17 protein-coding genes and 1 pseudogene are annotated in these 16,883 nt (G+C 63.3%); 4 read left to right on the top strand and 14 right to left on the bottom strand.

The window, feature by feature from the left end; translation table 11 throughout:
* Position 1: 1 nt before the first annotated feature.
* From K3762_RS11745 to K3762_RS11795, 11 genes are all read right to left on the bottom strand, one after another.
* On the bottom strand, positions 2-367 hold the full coding sequence (locus tag K3762_RS11745; RefSeq protein ID WP_067263411.1) for an NADH-quinone oxidoreductase subunit A: 366 nt from the start codon (positions 365-367) through the stop codon (positions 2-4).
* 162 nt (positions 368-529) lie between these two features.
* Entirely contained in the window at positions 530-1,312 is a 783-nt protein-coding gene (locus K3762_RS11750; protein ID WP_132444511.1) for a crotonase/enoyl-CoA hydratase family protein, read from the bottom strand.
* A 1-nt stretch (position 1,313) separates the two neighbouring features.
* Positions 1,314-2,168, bottom strand: a complete 855-nt coding sequence (locus K3762_RS11755; protein WP_120351329.1) for a hydroxymethylglutaryl-CoA lyase — start codon at positions 2,166-2,168, stop codon at positions 1,314-1,316.
* 31 nt (positions 2,169-2,199) lie between these two features.
* Complete coding sequence (locus tag K3762_RS11760) at positions 2,200-2,868, bottom strand: glutathione S-transferase family protein (RefSeq protein ID WP_132444510.1); 669 nt, start codon at positions 2,866-2,868, stop codon at positions 2,200-2,202.
* Positions 2,865-4,805 carry an acetyl/propionyl/methylcrotonyl-CoA carboxylase subunit alpha gene (locus tag K3762_RS11765; protein WP_132444509.1) on the bottom strand — a complete coding sequence of 647 codons (1,941 nt, stop codon included), beginning with the start codon at positions 4,803-4,805 and terminating at the stop codon, positions 2,865-2,867. Before K3762_RS11765 ends, K3762_RS11760 begins: the two co-directional genes overlap by 4 nt.
* Before the next feature lie 79 nt (positions 4,806-4,884).
* Positions 4,885-6,489: a carboxyl transferase domain-containing protein gene (locus K3762_RS11770; RefSeq protein WP_067625712.1), complete on the bottom strand. Its 1,605-nt coding sequence runs from the start codon at positions 6,487-6,489 to the stop codon at positions 4,885-4,887.
* Complete coding sequence (locus tag K3762_RS11775; RefSeq protein ID WP_132444508.1) at positions 6,486-7,988, bottom strand: AMP-binding protein; 1,503 nt, start codon at positions 7,986-7,988, stop codon at positions 6,486-6,488. The genes K3762_RS11770 and K3762_RS11775 overlap by 4 nt, the downstream gene beginning before the upstream one ends.
* A 1-nt stretch (position 7,989) precedes the next feature.
* A complete protein-coding gene (locus K3762_RS11780) occupies positions 7,990-8,706 on the bottom strand; it encodes a flavodoxin family protein (protein ID WP_132444507.1) in 717 nt (238 codons plus the stop codon).
* A complete protein-coding gene (locus tag K3762_RS11785; protein WP_132444506.1) occupies positions 8,699-9,100 on the bottom strand; it encodes a DUF1622 domain-containing protein in 402 nt (133 codons plus the stop codon). Before K3762_RS11785 ends, K3762_RS11780 begins: the two co-directional genes overlap by 8 nt.
* Positions 9,101-9,142: 42 nt before the next feature.
* Positions 9,143-9,628, bottom strand: coding sequence for a lysozyme inhibitor LprI family protein (locus K3762_RS11790; RefSeq protein WP_067625694.1), 486 nt, complete (start codon positions 9,626-9,628; stop codon positions 9,143-9,145).
* Positions 9,628-10,788: an isovaleryl-CoA dehydrogenase gene (locus tag K3762_RS11795; RefSeq protein ID WP_132444505.1), complete on the bottom strand. Its 1,161-nt coding sequence runs from the start codon at positions 10,786-10,788 to the stop codon at positions 9,628-9,630. Before K3762_RS11795 ends, K3762_RS11790 begins: the two co-directional genes overlap by 1 nt.
* A 144-nt stretch (positions 10,789-10,932) precedes the next feature.
* On the opposite strand from K3762_RS11795, the gene K3762_RS11800 reads away from it, so the two are divergent.
* Positions 10,933-11,409 (top strand): pyridoxamine 5'-phosphate oxidase family protein, encoded by a 477-nt coding sequence (locus tag K3762_RS11800; RefSeq protein ID WP_260009502.1) that lies wholly within the window; start codon positions 10,933-10,935, stop codon positions 11,407-11,409.
* Positions 11,410-11,414: 5 nt separating this feature from the next.
* Here K3762_RS11800 and K3762_RS11805 read toward each other — a convergent pair.
* Together K3762_RS11805 and K3762_RS11810 are read right to left on the bottom strand one after the other, a co-directional pair.
* Positions 11,415-11,603: pseudogene (locus K3762_RS11805) on the bottom strand (aminotransferase); the annotation flags it as partial.
* Positions 11,600-12,274, bottom strand: coding sequence for an HAD-IIIA family hydrolase (locus tag K3762_RS11810; protein ID WP_260009503.1), 675 nt, complete (start codon positions 12,272-12,274; stop codon positions 11,600-11,602). The gene K3762_RS11810 and the pseudogene K3762_RS11805, both read right to left, overlap by 4 nt.
* 138 nt (positions 12,275-12,412) lie before the next feature.
* Between K3762_RS11810 and glmU the strand changes: the two genes are divergently transcribed.
* The 3 genes from glmU to K3762_RS11825 are packed head-to-tail and all read left to right on the top strand — an operon-like array spanning position 12,413 to position 16,283.
* Positions 12,413-13,765 (top strand): bifunctional UDP-N-acetylglucosamine diphosphorylase/glucosamine-1-phosphate N-acetyltransferase GlmU, encoded by a 1,353-nt coding sequence (gene glmU, locus K3762_RS11815; RefSeq protein ID WP_260009504.1) that lies wholly within the window; start codon positions 12,413-12,415, stop codon positions 13,763-13,765.
* A 2-nt stretch (positions 13,766-13,767) separates the two neighbouring features.
* Positions 13,768-15,588 (top strand): glutamine--fructose-6-phosphate transaminase (isomerizing), encoded by a 1,821-nt coding sequence (gene glmS / locus K3762_RS11820; protein ID WP_260009505.1) that lies wholly within the window; start codon positions 13,768-13,770, stop codon positions 15,586-15,588.
* On the top strand, positions 15,585-16,283 hold the full coding sequence (locus K3762_RS11825) for a DNA alkylation repair protein (protein WP_260009506.1): 699 nt from the start codon (positions 15,585-15,587) through the stop codon (positions 16,281-16,283). Before glmS ends, K3762_RS11825 begins: the two co-directional genes overlap by 4 nt.
* A 9-nt stretch (positions 16,284-16,292) precedes the next feature.
* Here the strand turns inward: K3762_RS11825 and K3762_RS11830 are convergent, their stop codons facing one another.
* Positions 16,293-16,814 carry a hypothetical protein gene (locus K3762_RS11830; RefSeq protein WP_120351340.1) on the bottom strand — a complete coding sequence of 174 codons (522 nt, stop codon included), beginning with the start codon at positions 16,812-16,814 and terminating at the stop codon, positions 16,293-16,295.
* Positions 16,815-16,883 lie beyond the last annotated feature (69 nt).

The raw sequence follows: 16,883 nt of genomic DNA on the forward strand, positions 1-16,883 counted from the left end.
TTTACTGCCATTCCAGCGCTCCCTTCTTCCATTCATAGGCGAAGCCAGCCGTCAGCACGCCCAAGAACACCATCATCGACCAAAAGCCCACCATGCTCACCTCTTTAAAGGCCACGGCCCAAGGGAAGAGAAAGGCGATTTCGAGATCGAAGATGATGAAGAGGATCGACACCAGATAGAAACGCACGTCAAACTTCATCCGCGCGTCATCAAAAGCGTTGAACCCACATTCATAGGCCGAGACCTTTTCCGGGTCAGGATTGCGCACGGCCACGACCACAGCGGCGAGGATCAGCACAAGGCCAAGGCCAATCGCCACGGCCAGAAAAACGAGGATGGGCAGGTATTCCCGCAGCATGTCGTCCAAGGGGATGCTCCTTTCGCGGTGCGCGGCATGAGGCAAAGGCCAAAAGCCCGCGCAGACAAACTTGGAACGGGTTTAACTCTGCCCGTGGGTAGGGTCAACGGGCCAAGCCCGGTTAATGCCGCCCACGGGCCCCCAATAGAGCCATTTCGCCAAAGCCTTGAGCTAGACCACCCAAGGGGCTTTGCGCTTGTCGAAGAAGGCACCGATTCCTTCAGCGGCCTCATCGGTTTCCCAACGTGCCGCGAGCGCGTCGATGGACATTTTCACCGCCTCTGGTGTGGCGATTCCACCCAAGTCCTGCGCCAGCTTCTTTGCCGCCGCAACGGCACCCGGCGCGCAGGAGAGATAGGGCACGACTTCGGCCTCGACCGCCGCGTCGAGTTCGTCCGCCGAAACGGCACGGGCCAGCAGCCCCAGATCGACCGCTTCCGCCGCGCCAAAAAGCCGCGCCGACATGAAGACGCGGCGCGCGCGCCCCTCGCCCATCCGCGCCAAAACGTATGGCCCGATCGTCGCCGGGATGATGCCCAGCCGGGCCTCGGTGAACCCCATCTTGAGCGTATCGACCCCCACGGCCACGTCACAGACCGAAGCCATGCCGACCCCGCCGCCAAAGGCATTGCCCTGCAACTTCCCGATCACCGGCTTCGGCAGCGCATTCAGCGCGCCCAGCATCGTCGCCAGTTTGCCCGCCTCAGCCGAGCGTGTCTCGGCATCCATATCCGCCTGATCGCGCATCCAGCCGAGATCGCCGCCCGCGCAAAAGGATTTGCCCGCCCCGGTCAGCACCACCACACGCACCGCATCGTCGGCGGCCAGTTTGCCCGCCGCATCCGTCAGGTCCGCCAGCATCTGCGCAGACATCGCATTGTGCTTTTCAGGACGGTTCAGGGTCAGCGTCGCCACCCCGCGCGCGTCGGTTTCGATCGTCAAAGTCTCGTACATGTCAGCCTCGCATTGCCCGCGCCATTTCGGCGGCTTCCAGCACCACCGCCTGATCGACGCCGGTGTCATAGCCAAGCGCCGTCAGATGTTCGTTCACCGCCTCGGTGGCGACATTGCCCGCCGCGCCGGGCGCATAGGGGCAACCGCCCAAGCCGCCCACCGCCGCGTCAAAGACCCGCAGCCCCATCGACAGCGAGGCGTCGATATTGGCCATCGCCCGCCCGTGCGTGTCATGGTAGTGCCCCGCCAGCCGCCCTGCCGGCACCACGTCCCGCACCGAAAGCAGCATCCGCGCGATGCTGTCGGGCGTGCCCGCGCCGATGGTGTCGCCCAAGGAAATCTCGTAACAGCCCATCGCAAAGAGCCTGTCGGCCACCCGCGCCACCGCGCCGGGGTCGACCTTACCGTCATAGGGGCATTCCACCACGCAGGAGACATAGCCCCGCACCGGCATGTCCACATGCCGCGCCTCTTCAAGGATCGGGGCAAACCGCTCAAACGCCTCTTCGATGCTGGCGTTGATGTTCTTCTGGCTGAAGCCTTCCGAGGCCGAAGCGAAGATGGCGATCTCATCCGCCTTTGCGGCCAGCGCATCCTCATAGCCGCGCATGTTCGGCGTCAGTGCGGCATAGCGCACGCCCTCGGCCCGTGTGATTCCCGCCAGCACCTCGCCCGACCCGGCCATTTGCGGCACCCATTTCGGGCTGACAAAACTGGCGCATTCGATGCGGGCAAAGCCTGCGGCGCTCAGCTTGTCCACCAGCGCGACCTTTTCGGCCACGGGAATCTCGCGTTTTTCGTTCTGCAGACCGTCCCGCGGGCCGACCTCGAAAATCTCACATGGTCCAAGGCTCATTGGCCGCTCTCCTTCCCTGAATGGGCCACGGTCACTCAATCGGCCATGGCGCGTAGAAATCCTCCTCGTAAAGCTTTGCCCCATCGGGCAAGGCCTGTGCGAAGCTGTCACGTTCCGTGATCCGTTCATACCACGCCGCGACCGAGGGGTGGTCATCCAATTTCACGAAATGCCGCGCCATATAGACCGCTTGGCCCACCGAGATATCGGCGGCCGAAAAGCCAGAGGTCAACAAGTAGTCGCGGTTCTCCAGCGGTGTCGAGAGCCGCGCCTCCAGCGCATCATAGCATTTGCCGATCCGCGCGGCTTCGAGCTTCATCACGATGGGGCTGCGCATGGAATCGTCGCGCAGGGCGATGTGCTGCTGGGTTAGCGCCGCAGTGTGCTGGCTGACGGTTTCCGCAAAATGCACCCAGACCAGCCAAGCCATCCGGTCAGGGCTGCCGACAGAACGGCCCATGCGGTCGGGGCTGTAGCGTTCGCAGAGGTACTGCGTGATCGCGCCAGTCTCGAACATGCGCTCGCCGTCGATTTCCAGCGCCGGAACCCGCCCCGCGGGCGAGAGGATTAGATATTCCGGGTCGCGCAAACTGCGGTCGAAGGCATGAACCTTGACCTGAAACTCCACATCGTCGAGTTCGTGCAGCAGCCAGAGTGTGCGCATCGAGCGGGTCTGGGGGCAGTGGTGCAGCGTAATCATGCGTCTTCCTCGGCTTCCAGCCGCACCAGCGCGGCACCGGCTTCGACCTGATCACCGGACTGTGCCAGCACCTCGGCCACCACGCCGTCGCGGGCGGCGAGCAACGAATGCTCCATCTTCATCGCCTCCAGCACCGCCAGACGGTCGCCTTTGGCAACGCTTTGGCCAACCTCGGCGTCGATGGCACGGACCAGACCAGGCATCGGGGCCTCAACGATGTTGCCATCGCCGTGGGCTGCGGCGGCCCGCGCCAGCGGATCGATCACATCAAAGGCGATACCATAGGCGTCAAAAACCGTGACCACGTCGCCAGCAACCGAGACCGCCGGCGCGACATGCCCGTCGATCTTCCAGCGTCCGCCAATGCGCTCGGCGCGCAGCTCGTGATCGGCCACGGTCCAAAGCTGCATGTCCTCGGATAGCACCCGCACCTTCAGCAAATGCTCTTCGCCATCATGGCCCAGCATCACCTGCCGCCGCAGGGGTCGCCAGAGGTTGAACCCGGCCTCTGCCTGCGGCTGATCCAACCCAAGCGCCGCCATCCCCGCCAGCGCGAAATGCCGCCCCGGCACCTCTGGCTGCGCGGTCAGCGCGTCGATATCCCGCGCAATCAGCCCGGTGTCGACATCGCCTTTGGCAAAGCCCTCATGCCCCGCCAGTGCGCCGAGGAAAGCAAGGTTGGTGACCGTGCCGCCCACCTCGCAGCCCTTGAGCGCCGCGCGCAGGCGCGACAGCGCCACGTCGCGTGTAGGCCCATGCACGATGACCTTGGCGATCATCGGATCGTAGAAGGGGCTGATCGTGTCGCCCGCCCGCACGCCGCTGTCCGCGCGGGTCTGGGGCGTGAAGGACAGATGCGTCAGCGTGCCGGTGGCGGGCAGAAACCCCTTCGGCACATCCTCGGCATAGAGCCGCGCCTCGAAGGCATGGCCGTCGATGTTGAGGTCTTCCTGCGCCTTCGGCAGCGCCTCTCCGGCCGCCACGCGCAGCTGCCATTCAACTAGATCGACGCCGGTCACCAGTTCGGTAACGGGATGTTCCACCTGCAGGCGGGTGTTCATTTCCATAAAGAAGAACCCGTCGGTCGACAGGCCGTCTGACCCGTCGACGATGAATTCCACCGTCCCTGCCCCGGCATAGCCGATCGCTTCGGCTGCGCGCACCGCCGCTTGGCCCATGGCCGCGCGCATATCTTCTGTCATGCCCGGCGCGGGCGCCTCCTCGATCACCTTTTGGTGGCGGCGCTGCAGCGAACAGTCCCGTTCGAACAGATGCACCGCATGGGTGCCGTCGCCAAAGACCTGCACCTCGATATGGCGCGGCTTGGTGACGAACTTCTCGACCAACACATCTGGGTTGCCAAAGGCGGTCTTGGCCTCCGAGCGTGCCGAGTCGAGCGCCGCCTGAAAGCCCTTGGGCTCCTCGACCAGTCGCATGCCTTTGCCACCGCCGCCCGCGACGGCCTTGATCAACACCGGATAGCCGATCTTCTCGGCTTCCTCAGCCAAAAGCGCATCGTCCTGATCCGCCCCGTGGTAGCCCGGCACGACGGGCACGCCCGCCTCGACCATCAGCGCCTTGGCGGCGTCTTTGAGGCCCATGGCCCGGATCGCCTTGGCCGAGGGGCCGATGAAGGTGAGCCCCGCGGCCGCGACCGCCTCCACGAAATCGGGGTTCTCGCTCAGAAACCCGTAGCCCGGATGGATCGCCTGCGCGCCGGTATCCAGCGCGGCTTGAATGATCACATCGCCCTTAAGATAACTCTCAGCCGGGGCCGAGCCGCCGATATGCACGGCGGCATCCGCCATCGCCACGTGTTTCGCGCCCGCATCGGCGTCCGAGTACACCGCCACGCAGCGCACCCCCATGGCTTGTGCGGTTTCCATCACCCGGCAAGCAATCTCACCCCGGTTCGCAATCAGGATCGTGTCAAACATGCCCTACCCTTTTCATCTCTTTCTGGCTCCGAATATGTTGTGGGATCGCGGAGGGGTGCCCCCCCGCTTCGCGCCACAATCACATCCGGAACAAACCAAATTTCGTCGGCTCAATCGGCGCGTTCAGGCTGGCCGAAAGGCTCAGATAAAGCACATCGCGGCTCTTGCGCGGATCGATGATCCCGTCGTCCCACAGCCTTGCAGAGGCATAGAGCGGATGGCTCTGTTTCTCGAACATATCGATCGTCGGCTGTTTGAAGGCGGTCTCTTCCTCCTCGGTCCAGGTGTCGCCCGCCCGCTCAATCGCGTCGCGTTTGACGGTGGCCAACACGCCCGCCGCCTGAGCGCCCCCCATGACCGAGATGCGGCTGTTGGGCCAAGACCACAGGAACCGCGGACGGTATGCCCGGCCCGACATGCCGTAGTTGCCCGCCCCGAAGGAGCCGCCGACCAGCATGGTGATCTTGGGCACATTGGTGGTGGCCACCGCCGTCACCATCTTAGCGCCGTGGCGCGCGATGCCCTCGTTTTCGTATTTGCGGCCGACCATGAAGCCGGTGATGTTCTGCAGGAAGACCAGCGGGATGTTACGCTGGCTGCAAAGCTCCACGAAATGCGCGCCCTTCTGGGCGGCTTCGGAAAACAGCACGCCGTTGTTGGCGATGATGCCGATGGGGCAGCCTTTGACATGGGCAAAGCCGCAGACCAGCGTCTCGCCAAAGCGCGACTTGAACTCGTCAAAGCGGCTGCCGTCGACCAGCCGCATGATCACCTCGCGGATGTCATAGGGCGTGCGCAGGTCGGCTGGCACGACGCCCAGCATCTCGGCGGGGTCGTAGGCAGGCTCTTCGGGGCTGGCCCAGTCGACAGTGGTCGGCTTGGTCTTGTTAAGCTGGCCCACCGCGCGGCGGGCCAGCGCCAAAGCATGCGCGTCGTCTTCGGCCAGATAGTCTGCCACGCCCGACAACCGCGTGTGCACGTCGCCACCACCGAGGTCTTCGGCGCTGACCACCTCGCCCGTCGCCGCCTTCACCAGCGGCGGACCAGCGAGGAAGATCGTGCCCTGTTCCTTGACGATGATGGTCACATCCGACATCGCGGGCACGTAGGCGCCGCCAGCGGTGCAAGATCCCATTACCACGGCGATCTGGGCGATCCCCTTGGCGCTCATCCGCGCCTGATTGTAGAAAATCGCGCCGAAATGGTCGCGGTCGGGAAAGACTTCATCCTGGTTCGGCAGGTTGGCGCCGCCAGAGTCCACCAGATAGATGCAGGGCAGATGGTTCGCCTCGGCAATCTCCTGCGCGCGGAGGTGTTTTTTCACTGTCATCGGGTAATAGGTGCCGCCCTTCACGGTGGCATCGTTGCAGACCACCATGACCTCATGGCCCTGCACCCGACCGATGCCCGCGATCACACCGGCGGCAGGGGCCGCGCCATCGTAAAGCCCATGCGCTGCCGTGGCGCCGATTTCCAGAAACGGGCTGCCGGGGTCGAGCAGGTTCGCCACCCGCTCTCTGGGGAGCATCTTGCCCCGGCTCTCGTGCCGTGCACGGGATTTCTCGCCACCGCCGAGGGCTGCAGCCTCCGCCGCGTCACGCACTTCGCTCAGCGCCTTGAGATGCGCCATCTCATTGGCCTTATAGGCATCCGAGGATGGCAGGGCTTGGGATGTCAGTTTCATGTTACGTCCTCATTCTCTCGCGCCGCCAGACGCTTTAGTTCTTTGCGGATTACCTTGCCGGTGACGGTCATCGGCAGGTCCTCCACGAATGCGATCTCGCGCGGGTAGGAATAGCTTGCGAGCCGGTCCTTGACCCAATCTTGCAACTCTTTCGCGCCCACCTCAGCGCCGGGTTTCAGCACCACATAGGCCTTAACGATCTCGGTCCTGAGCGCATCGGGCTTGCCGACCACGCCGCAGGTCGCGACAGCGCTATGGGTGAGCAAGCAATCCTCAATCTCCGCCGGGCCGATGCGGTAACCGGCGGAGGTGATCACGTCATCCTCGCGGCCCACAAAGCGCAGGTATTCGCCCTCCCAGATGCCCCGGTCGCCGGTCAGCAGCCAGTCGCCGTGGAATTTGGCCGCCGTCTCCTCGGGCCGGTTCCAGTAGCGCAGCATCATCGAGGGGGCGCCGCGGCGCACGGCCACATCGCCCTCGGCATCTGTGGGGTGGCCGCCCTCATCCAGCACGGCGATCTCGAACCCCGGCACCGGTTTGCCAATGCAACCGGGCAGCGCGGGGAAATCCACGCCGCAGCTTGAGGCCACCATGTTGCATTCGGTTTGGCCGTAGAACTCATTGATCTCCAGCCCGAAGGCTTTGCGGCCCCATGCCAGCATCTCGGCGCCCAGAGGCTCGCCGCCACTGGCGACCGAACGCAGGCCGGGCAAGGATACATCCGCGGCTTTCAACATGCGAAGCGCCGTGGGCGGGAAAAAGACGTTGCGCACCTCACCGCGTGAAATCACATCGGCGCAGCCTTCGACGGTGAACTTGGGCATCCGTGCGGCCACCACCGGCACGCCAAGTGCCAGCGCCGGCATCGCCACATCGAATAGCCCGCCGATCCATGCCCAATCCGCGGGCGTCCAAAGGCAATCGCCGTCTTTCCCCAGATGATCATGACTGACCGAAACGCCCGGCAAATGGCCCGAGAGCACCCGATGCCCGTGCAGCGCGCCCTTGGGCGTGCCGGTGGTGCCGGAGGTGTAGATCAGCACGGCGGGGTCTTCGGGGCCGACATTGGCATAGTCGACCGGGTCGCCTGTCGTGCCCACATCAGCCGCCAACCACGGGGTGGCCAGATCGCCCAGCAGGTCGGCCCCCTCGGCATCGGTCAAGACAATCGCACAGCCCGCATCGCCGATCCGGCTGGCCAGCGCGTCACGTTTAAAAAGCTTGAACAGCGGCACAGAGATCGCGCCGATTTTCCAGATCGCCAGATGCGCCGCCGCGCACCATGGCGATTGACTAAGCAAGACACCCACGCGGTCACCGGGGGCCACTTCGGCCTTCAGCGCGCGGGCCAGCCCATCGACCATCTCATGCAGCGCGCCATAGCTCACGTCGCGGCGGGCCGCGCCGGTCAGATCAATGATCGCCAAGGCGTCATCGGGCTGCGCCAAACATTGCGCCGCCATATTGCCCTGCCAGATCGGCCAATCGTCCTGTGTCATATCAGCTTCGATACTCCGGGTTTTCGAAATCGAACCGCGCACCCGCGTCCCAAGCGTTGCGGTCATTGCCTTTTTGGGGATAGCCGCCTGCTGCTTTCAGCATGCGCGCCAAATGCATTGTGTTCCAAGTCATGATCGTGGTGTTGCGCTGCGTGAATTCGTTGTCGAACCCTGCGCGCTTGCCATCCACATCATCGCCATAAGACGGCCCCGGCCCCGCTTCGCCAATCCAGCCGCAATCGGCCTGTGGCGGAATGCTATAGCCAAGGTGGTTCATCGCAAATCCGGTGGTCATGGCGACGTGTTTGATGCCGTCTTCGTTGCCCGTAACTACCGTGCCGCCGACCTTACCGTAAAAGACCGATTGGCCCTTGTCGTTCAACTTGCCGCTCATGGCGTAGAGCCGTTCAATCAGCACCCGGCAGGTGCTGCTTTCCTCACCCAGCCAAAGCGGCGTGCCGATGATCAGGATGTCGGCGGCCAGCACCTTCTCCCAGAGCGCGGGCCAATCATCCCGGTCCCAGCCGTGCTCGGTCATGTCCGGGTAGACGCCCGGCGGCACTTGGTGGTCGAGCAGATAGAGGTGTTCGACGCTCACCCCCTGCGCCTCCATGATGCCCGCGCTGGCGTTCATCAGAAGTTGGGTATGGCTGTCGCCCGGTGTCTTTTTGAGCGAGCAGTTCACATAGAGCGCTTTGAGGTCGGAAAAGTCAGTCATCGCCAAGTTCCTTTTTCAGTTGCTCCAACTCCCGGTCGAGGAAGAAAGAGGTGATGGAGCGGATGATGACCAGCATCAGCAGGAAGAGCAGGTCCGCAAACCGCAGGCTGATCGCGGTGTGGATCACGTCCGACACGATAAAAAGCTCCAACCCCGCAAGGATGTAGCGCCCCAGTTCGATGCGCTCGCGGTTGGTGCGGCGCACCCGCTCCGCGCCCTTTTTGGCGATCTCGGCAATCGTCACCCCGGTCAGGAAACGCGCCGCGCCGATCAGCAGCAGAATGATGGCCGCGATGTCGATGACCGCCGCGAGGATCTCAAACCCCTCAATCAGCCACGGCAGAAAATGGTGCATCACACCGCCTTCTGTCTCCAGTTTTATCAGGTTCTCCATCCTGATCCCTCCGTCCTGTCAGGCCGACACTTCGTGACGCGGTTAATAGGCCGCCCCCAGACGCAGAGCCTGTTCGGCCGTCATCTGCATCAGGCAGGCCAAGGTTGCAGGCCCGCCGCCCGTGCCACCGCCCCATTGGCTGCGTTCATAATCGCAGGCGGCATCGCGAAAGGTAATCCACGCGCGCTGCATGTCACGCAGGGCCTCGGCCTGAGAGGGTAATTCCGGCTGGTAGAGCGCGGCATCCTCATCGGCAGATTTGGACTGCACCATTCGCGCGCGGTAGTTCTCGTTCAGCAAGCCGTCCCAGAAGGTCAACTCCGCGTCCAGACAGCCGCCCATGCCATAGGTCGAATAACCGCCCGGCGCTTCCATGCAGAGGTTTGATGACAGCCCGATACAGGCGCGCTGGTCGGTGAACTCTTGCGCCCCGGCCAGACATTCTGCGGTGGCGGCGTCGGAATAGGTGATCTCTTGCGCGGCCACTGGCCCCGCAAGAAGCGCACAGGCCAGCAGCGCGGCGCGCATCACATGGCCCCCATCATCTCACGGCCCACCAACATGCGGCGGATTTCGGAGGTGCCCGCGCCGATCTCCATCAGCTTGGCATCGCGGAAGATACGGCCCACGGGGTTGTCGCTGAGATAGCCCGCGCCGCCCATCGCCTGCACCGCCTGATGCGCCTGCACCATGGCCTGCTCCGAGGCATAGAGGCAGCAAGCCGCCGCGTCCTGACGGGTCACATCGCCCCGGTCACAGGCCTGCGCCACGCTGTAGACATAGGCCCGGGCCGAGTTCATCGCGGTATACATATCCGCCATCTTGCCCTGCATCAGTTGGAAATCCCCGATCCGCTGACCGAATTGCTTGCGCTCGGCCATATAGGGCATGATCTCATCCAGACAGGCGGCCATGATGCCAAGGCCGATGCCGGCCAGCACGACGCGCTCGTAATCAAGGCCCGACATCAAAACGCGCACGCCCTTGCCCTCTTCGCCGAGGATATTTTCAAAGGGCACTTCGCAGTCTTCAAAGATCAACTCGGCGGTGTTCGAGCCGCGCATGCCAAGCTTGTCGAAATGGTTCGAGGTGGTGAAGCCCTTCATCGACTTTTCAATCAGGAAGGCGGTGATCCCCTTCGAGCCCGCCTCGGGGTCAGTCTTGGCATAAACCACCAGCGTCTCGGCATCGGGGCCATTGGTGATCCAGTATTTGTTGCCATTCAGGCGGAAGTGATCGTTCCGCTTTTCGGCATTCAGCTTCATGCTGACCACGTCACTGCCCGCGCCCACTTCGGACATGGCCAAAGCGCCGACATGCTCGCCCGAGCAGAGTTTCGGCAAGAACTGCGCCTTTTGCTCTGGCGTGCCGTTCAGCTTGATCTGGTTCACGCAGAGGTTGGAATGCGCCCCGTAGGAAAGCGAGACCGAGGCCGAGGCGCGGGCGATCTCTTCGACCGCGACCGTGTGGGCGACGTAGCCAAGACCAGAGCCGCCGAACTCTTCTTCGACGGTCATGCCCAGCAGGCCCAGTTCGCCCATCTCGGTCCAAAGTTCAGGCGGGAATTCGTTCTTCGTGTCGATCTCGGCCGCCATCGGCTTGACGCGCTCTTGCGCCCAGCGGTGCACCATCTCACGCATGGCCGCGACGTCTTCTCCCAGATCAAACTGCATACTTGCGTTGAACACGGCTTCTCCCCCCGATTTATTGAACGCTTGTTCATTACCTACCGCCCCGCCCGCTTTGCGTCAAGCGGCGCGATGTGGAACCGCGCTGCGCCGCGGCGGGTTGGCCCTGCGACCAAGCGAACACTACAACAAAGCGAGATGCAAATGAGCGAAGATCTGAAAAAAGAGTTCTGGGACCGTCTGGACGACACCCGCGCCGGGATGCTGGCAACCAAGACCGCCCGTGCGATCCCGATGACCCACTACATCGACGAAGACGACCGTTCCGCCGTGCTCTGGTTTATCACCGCCAAAGGCACCGATTTGGCGAAATCTGCCGAGGGGCGCGCCGCGGCTGAGTATCTGATCGCCAGCAAGGACGAATCCCTTTGGGCACGGATCGACGGCCATGTCTCTGCCGTGACCAACCCGACCGAGTTGGACAAGATCTGGAACGCCATTGCTGGCGCTTGGTTCGAGGACGGCAAGCAAGACCCCGATGTGCAACTGATCCGCTTCGACCTGACCGAGGCCGAGGTCTGGGCCACCGATGGCGGGTTCAAATTTCTCTATGAGATCGGCAAAGCCCAACTGACCGGCGAGAAACCCGATATGGGCAAACACGGCATGATCCGCTTCTAAACCTAGCCGCCCGAGGCCACGGTGAGGCAGGAATTCGCTCCCATTGACGTAGCGAATTCCTTTTTTAGTAAGGGGATCTCGGCGGGGGTCGTCCTGTACCGGTGCAACCGCCCGTGTCGGATCACCGCCGCCTCAATCGCCCCGTCAGGGATCGGCTCCCGCTGCGTGAAGCTGCCGAAACGCTCTGCCGTCAGGCGGCTTTACCGATCAAACGCTCAATGACCTCCGGCAGGTCGGCAAAATCGTCCAACAGGGCTTCGGGCTCCAGCGCTGCCATGTCTTCGCCTGAGGGGCCAAAAGTTACCAGCACACAGGGCACCCCGGCGGCTTTGGCGGTTTTGCGGTCGGTGTCGCTGTCACCGATCAACACGCATTGCGCCGGATCGCCGCCGGCACGCCGCGCGGTTTCGAACAAATGCTCGGGGTCGGGTTTGCGCACGTCCAGACTATCTGCCCCCAGCATCGCGCCGAATGCATCCCGCACGCCAAGACGGGTCAGCAGCAACTCTGCCAAAGCCTCGGGTTTGTTGGTGCAGATCGCCACGCGGTAGCCTGCGGCCTTGAGCGCGGCCACCGCCTCCATCGCGCCAGGATACATGATGGTATGGGTGTCGATGTCGCGGCCATAGGCTTCGAGCAGCATGGGATAGTATTGGTCGATCATCGCGGCATCATCGGCACGGCCCAGCTTTTGCATTCCCAGCGTCAGCATGGCCCGCCCGCCGCGCAGCGCGGTGCCCGCATCCTCGGCATGAACCAGCACATCGCCCTCGCCCATATCACGGAAACAGGCGTTGGCGGCCGCGATCAAATCGCCCGAAGTATCGGCCAAAGTGCCGTCGAGATCGAAAACCACTGTCTTCACTGGGTACTCCTTGGGCGGAACCCCGCCTTGCAAAATGGCATCGTGTTGCAGACCGCAATCTAGTTTGATGGGCCACAACCTTGCGCCTTTGTGCGAAGCGCGTAAAGAGAATGCAAGCTGAAGGACAAAGAGATTTACATGGAAACTGCACTGATCATCCTTGCCGCGGGCAAGGGGACACGGATGAACTCGGACCTGCCAAAGGTGCTGCACCGCGTCGCCTCCGCTCCCATGCTCGAACACGCCATGGCCGCAGCCGCCATGCTTGGCCCCCGCCATACGGTTGTGGTGGCGGGCCACGGGGCGGATCAGGTACGCGCGGCCGCGACCCTCTTAGACGAGGATGCACAGGTGGTCGAACAGACCGAACAGCTGGGCACGGCCCATGCGGTGGCACAGGCCCGCCCGGCGTTGGAAGGTTTCGACGGTATGGCGCTGGTGCTTTACGGCGACACGCCCTTCGTGCAGCCCGAGACATTGGAAAAGATGCAAGAAGCTTTGGCCACCCATGATGTGGTGGTGCTGGGGTTCGAAGCCGCCGACCCCGCCCGTTATGGCCGTCTGGTGATGCAGGGCGACACGTTGAAGCGTATCGTTGAGTTCAAAGACGCCTCGCCCGAGGAACGCGCCATTACCCTGTGTAATTCCGGCGTGGTGGCTTGCAAATCCGAGCTTCTGTTCAATCTGATCGATAAAGTGGGCAATGACAACGCCTCGGAAGAATACTACCTCACCGACATCATCGGCCTTGCCCGCGCCGACGGGCGCAGCGCCACCGTGGTCACCTGCACCGAGGCCGAGACGATGGGCGTGAACTCCCGCGGCGACCTCGCCCGGGCCGAGGCCGCGTTCCAATCCCGCGCCCGCGCGCTGCTGATGGAAGACGGCGTGACCTTGGTCGCCCCCGAAACCGTCTTTCTATCCCGCGACACCTATATCGGCCGCGACACGGTGGTGGAACCCAACGTCGTCTTCGGCCCGAATGTGACCGTGGAATCCGGCAGCACCATCCGCGCCTTCTCGCATCTTGAAGGGTGCCATGTCTCACGCGGCGGCGTGGTCGGCCCCTATGCCCGCCTGCGTCCCGGCGCGGAATTGGCCGAAGATGTGCGCATCGGCAATTTTGTTGAGGTGAAGAATGCGCAGATCGCCGAAGGGGCCAAGGTCAACCACCTGAGCTACATCGGCGATGCCACCATAGGCGCGCGGAGCAACATCGGGGCGGGCACGATCACCTGCAATTATGACGGCGTGATGAAACATCACACCACCATCGGCGCGGGCGCTTTCATCGGGTCGAACACCATGCTGGTGGCCCCGGTGACAATCGGCGAGGGCGCGATGACCGGCTCGGGTTCGGTCATCACTTCGGACGTGGAGCCAGAGGCGCTGGCCCTGTCGCGCGCGCCGCAAATCGAAAAACCGGGCATGGCCCGCAAAATGTTCGAAATTCTAAAGGCCAAGAAGGCAAAAATGCAGAGGGGCAGCTAAACATGTGTGGAATTGTAGGGGTGCTTGGCACCCATGAAGTCGCTCCCATTCTTGTAGAGTCGTTAAAACGGCTGGAATATCGCGGCTATGACAGCGCTGGCATTGCCACGCTGAACAACGGCAAACTCGACCGTCGTCGCGCCTTGGGCAAACTGGTCAACCTCTCCGACGCGCTGGTGCATGAGCCGCTGGCGGGCAAGTCCGGCATCGGCCACACCCGCTGGGCCACCCATGGCGCGCCGAGCGTGACCAACGCCCACCCGCATCAGGCCGGGCCGGTGGCCGTGGTGCACAACGGGATCATCGAAAACTTCCGCGAACTGCGGGCTGAGCTGGCCGAACATGGCGCGCATTTCGTCACCAAGACCGATACCGAAACCGTCGCCCTGCTGACCCAGCATCATATGGCGCAGGGCGCAGGCCCGGTGGAGGCCGCCAAACAGACCCTCGCCCGCCTCGAAGGCGCCTTTGCCCTGGCATTCCTGTTCGACGGGCACGAAGACCTGATGATTGCTGCACGCAAGGGTTCGCCCTTGGCCATCGGCTATGGTGAGGGTGAGATGTATGTGGGCAGTGACGCCATCGCGCTGGCCCCGCTGACCAACCAGATCGCCTATCTCGAAGAAGGGGATTGCGCCGTCATCACCCGCACGTCGGTAGAGATCACCGACCGCAACGGGGCGCTGGCCAATCGTGCGATCAAATCCGTGCAGATTGACAATACCCGCATCGACAAGGCGGGGCACAAACACTTCATGGCCAAGGAAATCGCCGAGCAACCCGGCGTGATCGGTGCGGCCATCGGGCATTATCTGACCCCCGAAGGCCAAATCAACATCAGTACGCAAGATATTGATTTTACGCAGTTTGACCGGATCATCATGGTGGCCTGCGGCACTGCGTCCTATGCCTGTTTCACCGCGAAATACTGGTTTGAAAAGATCGCCCGTCTGCCGGTCGAAGTCGATGTCGCCTCGGAATTCCGCTACCGTGAGCCGCCGATCCCGCCGCGTACGCTGGCGGTTTTCGTCAGCCAATCAGGGGAAACCGCAGATACGCTGGCCGCCCTGCGCTATTGCGAGGGCAAGGCCGCGCGCATCCTTTCGGTCGTCAACGTGCCCGAAAGCTCCATCGCCCGCGAAAGCGATCTGGCCTTGCCGATCCATGCCGGTGTCGAGGTTGGCGTCGCCTCAACCAAAGCCTTCACCTGCCAATTGGTCGTGCTCTTTGCGCTGGTTCTCAAGGCCGCACGGGACCGCGACGCGATCAGCGCCGAGACATTCGCCGATCACATCTCAAGCCTGCGGGGGCTGCCCGCGATCATCAGCACGGCGCTTGAACAGAACGACACAATGCAAGAGGCCGCCCTGAAGCTCTCACATGCCCGTGACGTGCTGTTCCTTGGCCGGGGTCAGATGTACCCCCTCGCCCTCGAAGGCGCTTTGAAACTCAAAGAAATCAGCTACATACACGCCGAAGCTTATGCATCAGGTGAACTGAAGCACGGCCCCATCGCACTGGTGGATGAGCATGTGCCGGTGGTCGTTATGGCGCCGCGCGACGCGCTGTTCGACAAGACCGTCAGCAACATGCAAGAGGTCATGGCGCGCAAGGGCAAGGTGATCCTGATCTCCGACTCCAAAGGGCAGGCCGAAGCCAATGAAGGCGTCTGGTTCAGCATCGAAATGCCCCCCGTCCCGGATGCACTGGCCCCGATCCTCTATGCGGTTCCGGCGCAGTTGCTGGCCTATCACACCGCCGTGGCGAAAGGCACGGATGTGGACCAGCCGCGCAATCTGGCGAAATCGGTGACGGTGGAATGAATTTGGAAACCGCCCTTGAGGAACTCGAAGCGCAGGCCAACCCGGCCCGCGCCGAAGAGATGCGCGCCTATCACAAAGCCGACCGGCGCTATCTCGGCTTGACCAACCCACAGATTGCGGAGTTTGCCCAGACTTGGCGCGATGCGCTCGATGTCGAGGGCCGTGTCGCCCTTGCCGACGCCCTATGGCAGTCGGATATTTTCGAGGCCCGCGTCGCAGCAGCAAAGCTGCTGACCCAAGCGCGACTGCGCCCCGACGATCAAACCGCATGGGCGTTGATCGCAAGCTGGCCCGCGGATTTCGACAGTTGGGCGATTGCCGACCATGCCAGCATGGCCGCGCAGAAACGTCTGGTGGCCGATCCGGCACGTCTGGACGAAGTGGAAGGCTGGGTCGCCTCCGATCACCTCTGGACGCGGCGGGCGGCTTTGGTCTCGACCCTGCCGTGGACCAAGCAGAACAACCCTAAACCAGAAGAGCTTGCCGCGCGGGACCGCATCCTAGGCTGGGCCGCGACGATGGTGCCGGATCACCGTTGGTTCATCCAAAAGGCGATCGGTTGGTGGCTGCGCGACCTGTCGAAACACGATCCCGAACGCACCCGCGCCTTTGTCGCCACCCATGGGGAGGCGATGAAACCTTTCGCGGTGAAAGAAGCGCTGCGCCTGCTGAAAAAGTCAGACGGCGCAGGCTGACCCCGCGCCTTACCCTTCGGTCGAGACTTCGACCGTGGTGAGGTCAGTCAGGGAGGCGCCGATCAAACGCAAAGCGGGCAGCGACATGCGGCTGCCTGCGGTTGCAGGCCCCTCCAGCGGGATCAGGGTCACGGCGGCCGATTTGCCTGTTGCGGGGTTGGTCACCCGGCCCGGCTGTTCGGCGTCGACCAGAGGTGTTTTCAACCACAGGCCCGGCTCTGTCGCGCTGCCCAGACTGACCACTGTCGTCCCCAAGGCGGCACCGGTGCTGGCGGGCGCGCGGCTGGCTGCTTCGCGCTCTGCGGCGGTGGTTGTATCAAGCGCCTCGGCACTGCTGCCCCCGGTCGCGATCGGAGAGGCGGCAGGCGGCGTCGCAGCGGCCGGCGCGGTCGCGGCCTCTGCCGGGGCTTCGGTCGGGGCGGATGCGGCCGCAGGCTCGGACTGGGAGGCATCCATGCCGAAACGGTCCGACAGGGTGCTGCAGCCTGCCGTGGCGGCGACGATGAAAAGCGGTAAGATAATACGTGTCATCCGCGCAGCCTATCCGCGCCCTGCCCCCTTATCAATCGTCCAAATGCCGCTTGCCCCGCAGTGGGCGGG

The organism is Sulfitobacter sp. W074 (assembly GCF_025142275.1).
GTDB lineage: Bacteria > Pseudomonadota > Alphaproteobacteria > Rhodobacterales > Rhodobacteraceae > Sulfitobacter > Sulfitobacter profundi.

Coding starts and splice junctions, on each gene's coding strand:
- K3762_RS11830 (WP_120351340.1), bottom strand. CDS start 16,814: ATGACACGTATTATCTTACCGCTTTTCATCGTCGCCGCCACGGCAGGC.
- K3762_RS11765 (WP_132444509.1), bottom strand. CDS start 4,805: ATGTTTGACACGATCCTGATTGCGAACCGGGGTGAGATTGCTTGCCGG.
- K3762_RS11825 (WP_260009506.1), top strand. CDS start 15,585: ATGAATTTGGAAACCGCCCTTGAGGAACTCGAAGCGCAGGCCAACCCG.
- glmS (WP_260009505.1), top strand. CDS start 13,768: ATGTGTGGAATTGTAGGGGTGCTTGGCACCCATGAAGTCGCTCCCATT.
- K3762_RS11770 (WP_067625712.1), bottom strand. CDS start 6,489: ATGAAACTGACATCCCAAGCCCTGCCATCCTCGGATGCCTATAAGGCC.
- K3762_RS11760 (WP_132444510.1), bottom strand. CDS start 2,868: ATGATTACGCTGCACCACTGCCCCCAGACCCGCTCGATGCGCACACTC.
- K3762_RS11750 (WP_132444511.1), bottom strand. CDS start 1,312: ATGTACGAGACTTTGACGATCGAAACCGACGCGCGCGGGGTGGCGACG.
- K3762_RS11775 (WP_132444508.1), bottom strand. CDS start 7,988: ATGACACAGGACGATTGGCCGATCTGGCAGGGCAATATGGCGGCGCAA.
- K3762_RS11780 (WP_132444507.1), bottom strand. CDS start 8,706: ATGACTGACTTTTCCGACCTCAAAGCGCTCTATGTGAACTGCTCGCTC.
- K3762_RS11790 (WP_067625694.1), bottom strand. CDS start 9,628: ATGCGCGCCGCGCTGCTGGCCTGTGCGCTTCTTGCGGGGCCAGTGGCC.
- K3762_RS11800 (WP_260009502.1), top strand. CDS start 10,933: ATGAGCGAAGATCTGAAAAAAGAGTTCTGGGACCGTCTGGACGACACC.
- K3762_RS11785 (WP_132444506.1), bottom strand. CDS start 9,100: ATGGAGAACCTGATAAAACTGGAGACAGAAGGCGGTGTGATGCACCAT.
- glmU (WP_260009504.1), top strand. CDS start 12,413: ATGGAAACTGCACTGATCATCCTTGCCGCGGGCAAGGGGACACGGATG.
- K3762_RS11755 (WP_120351329.1), bottom strand. CDS start 2,168: ATGAGCCTTGGACCATGTGAGATTTTCGAGGTCGGCCCGCGGGACGGT.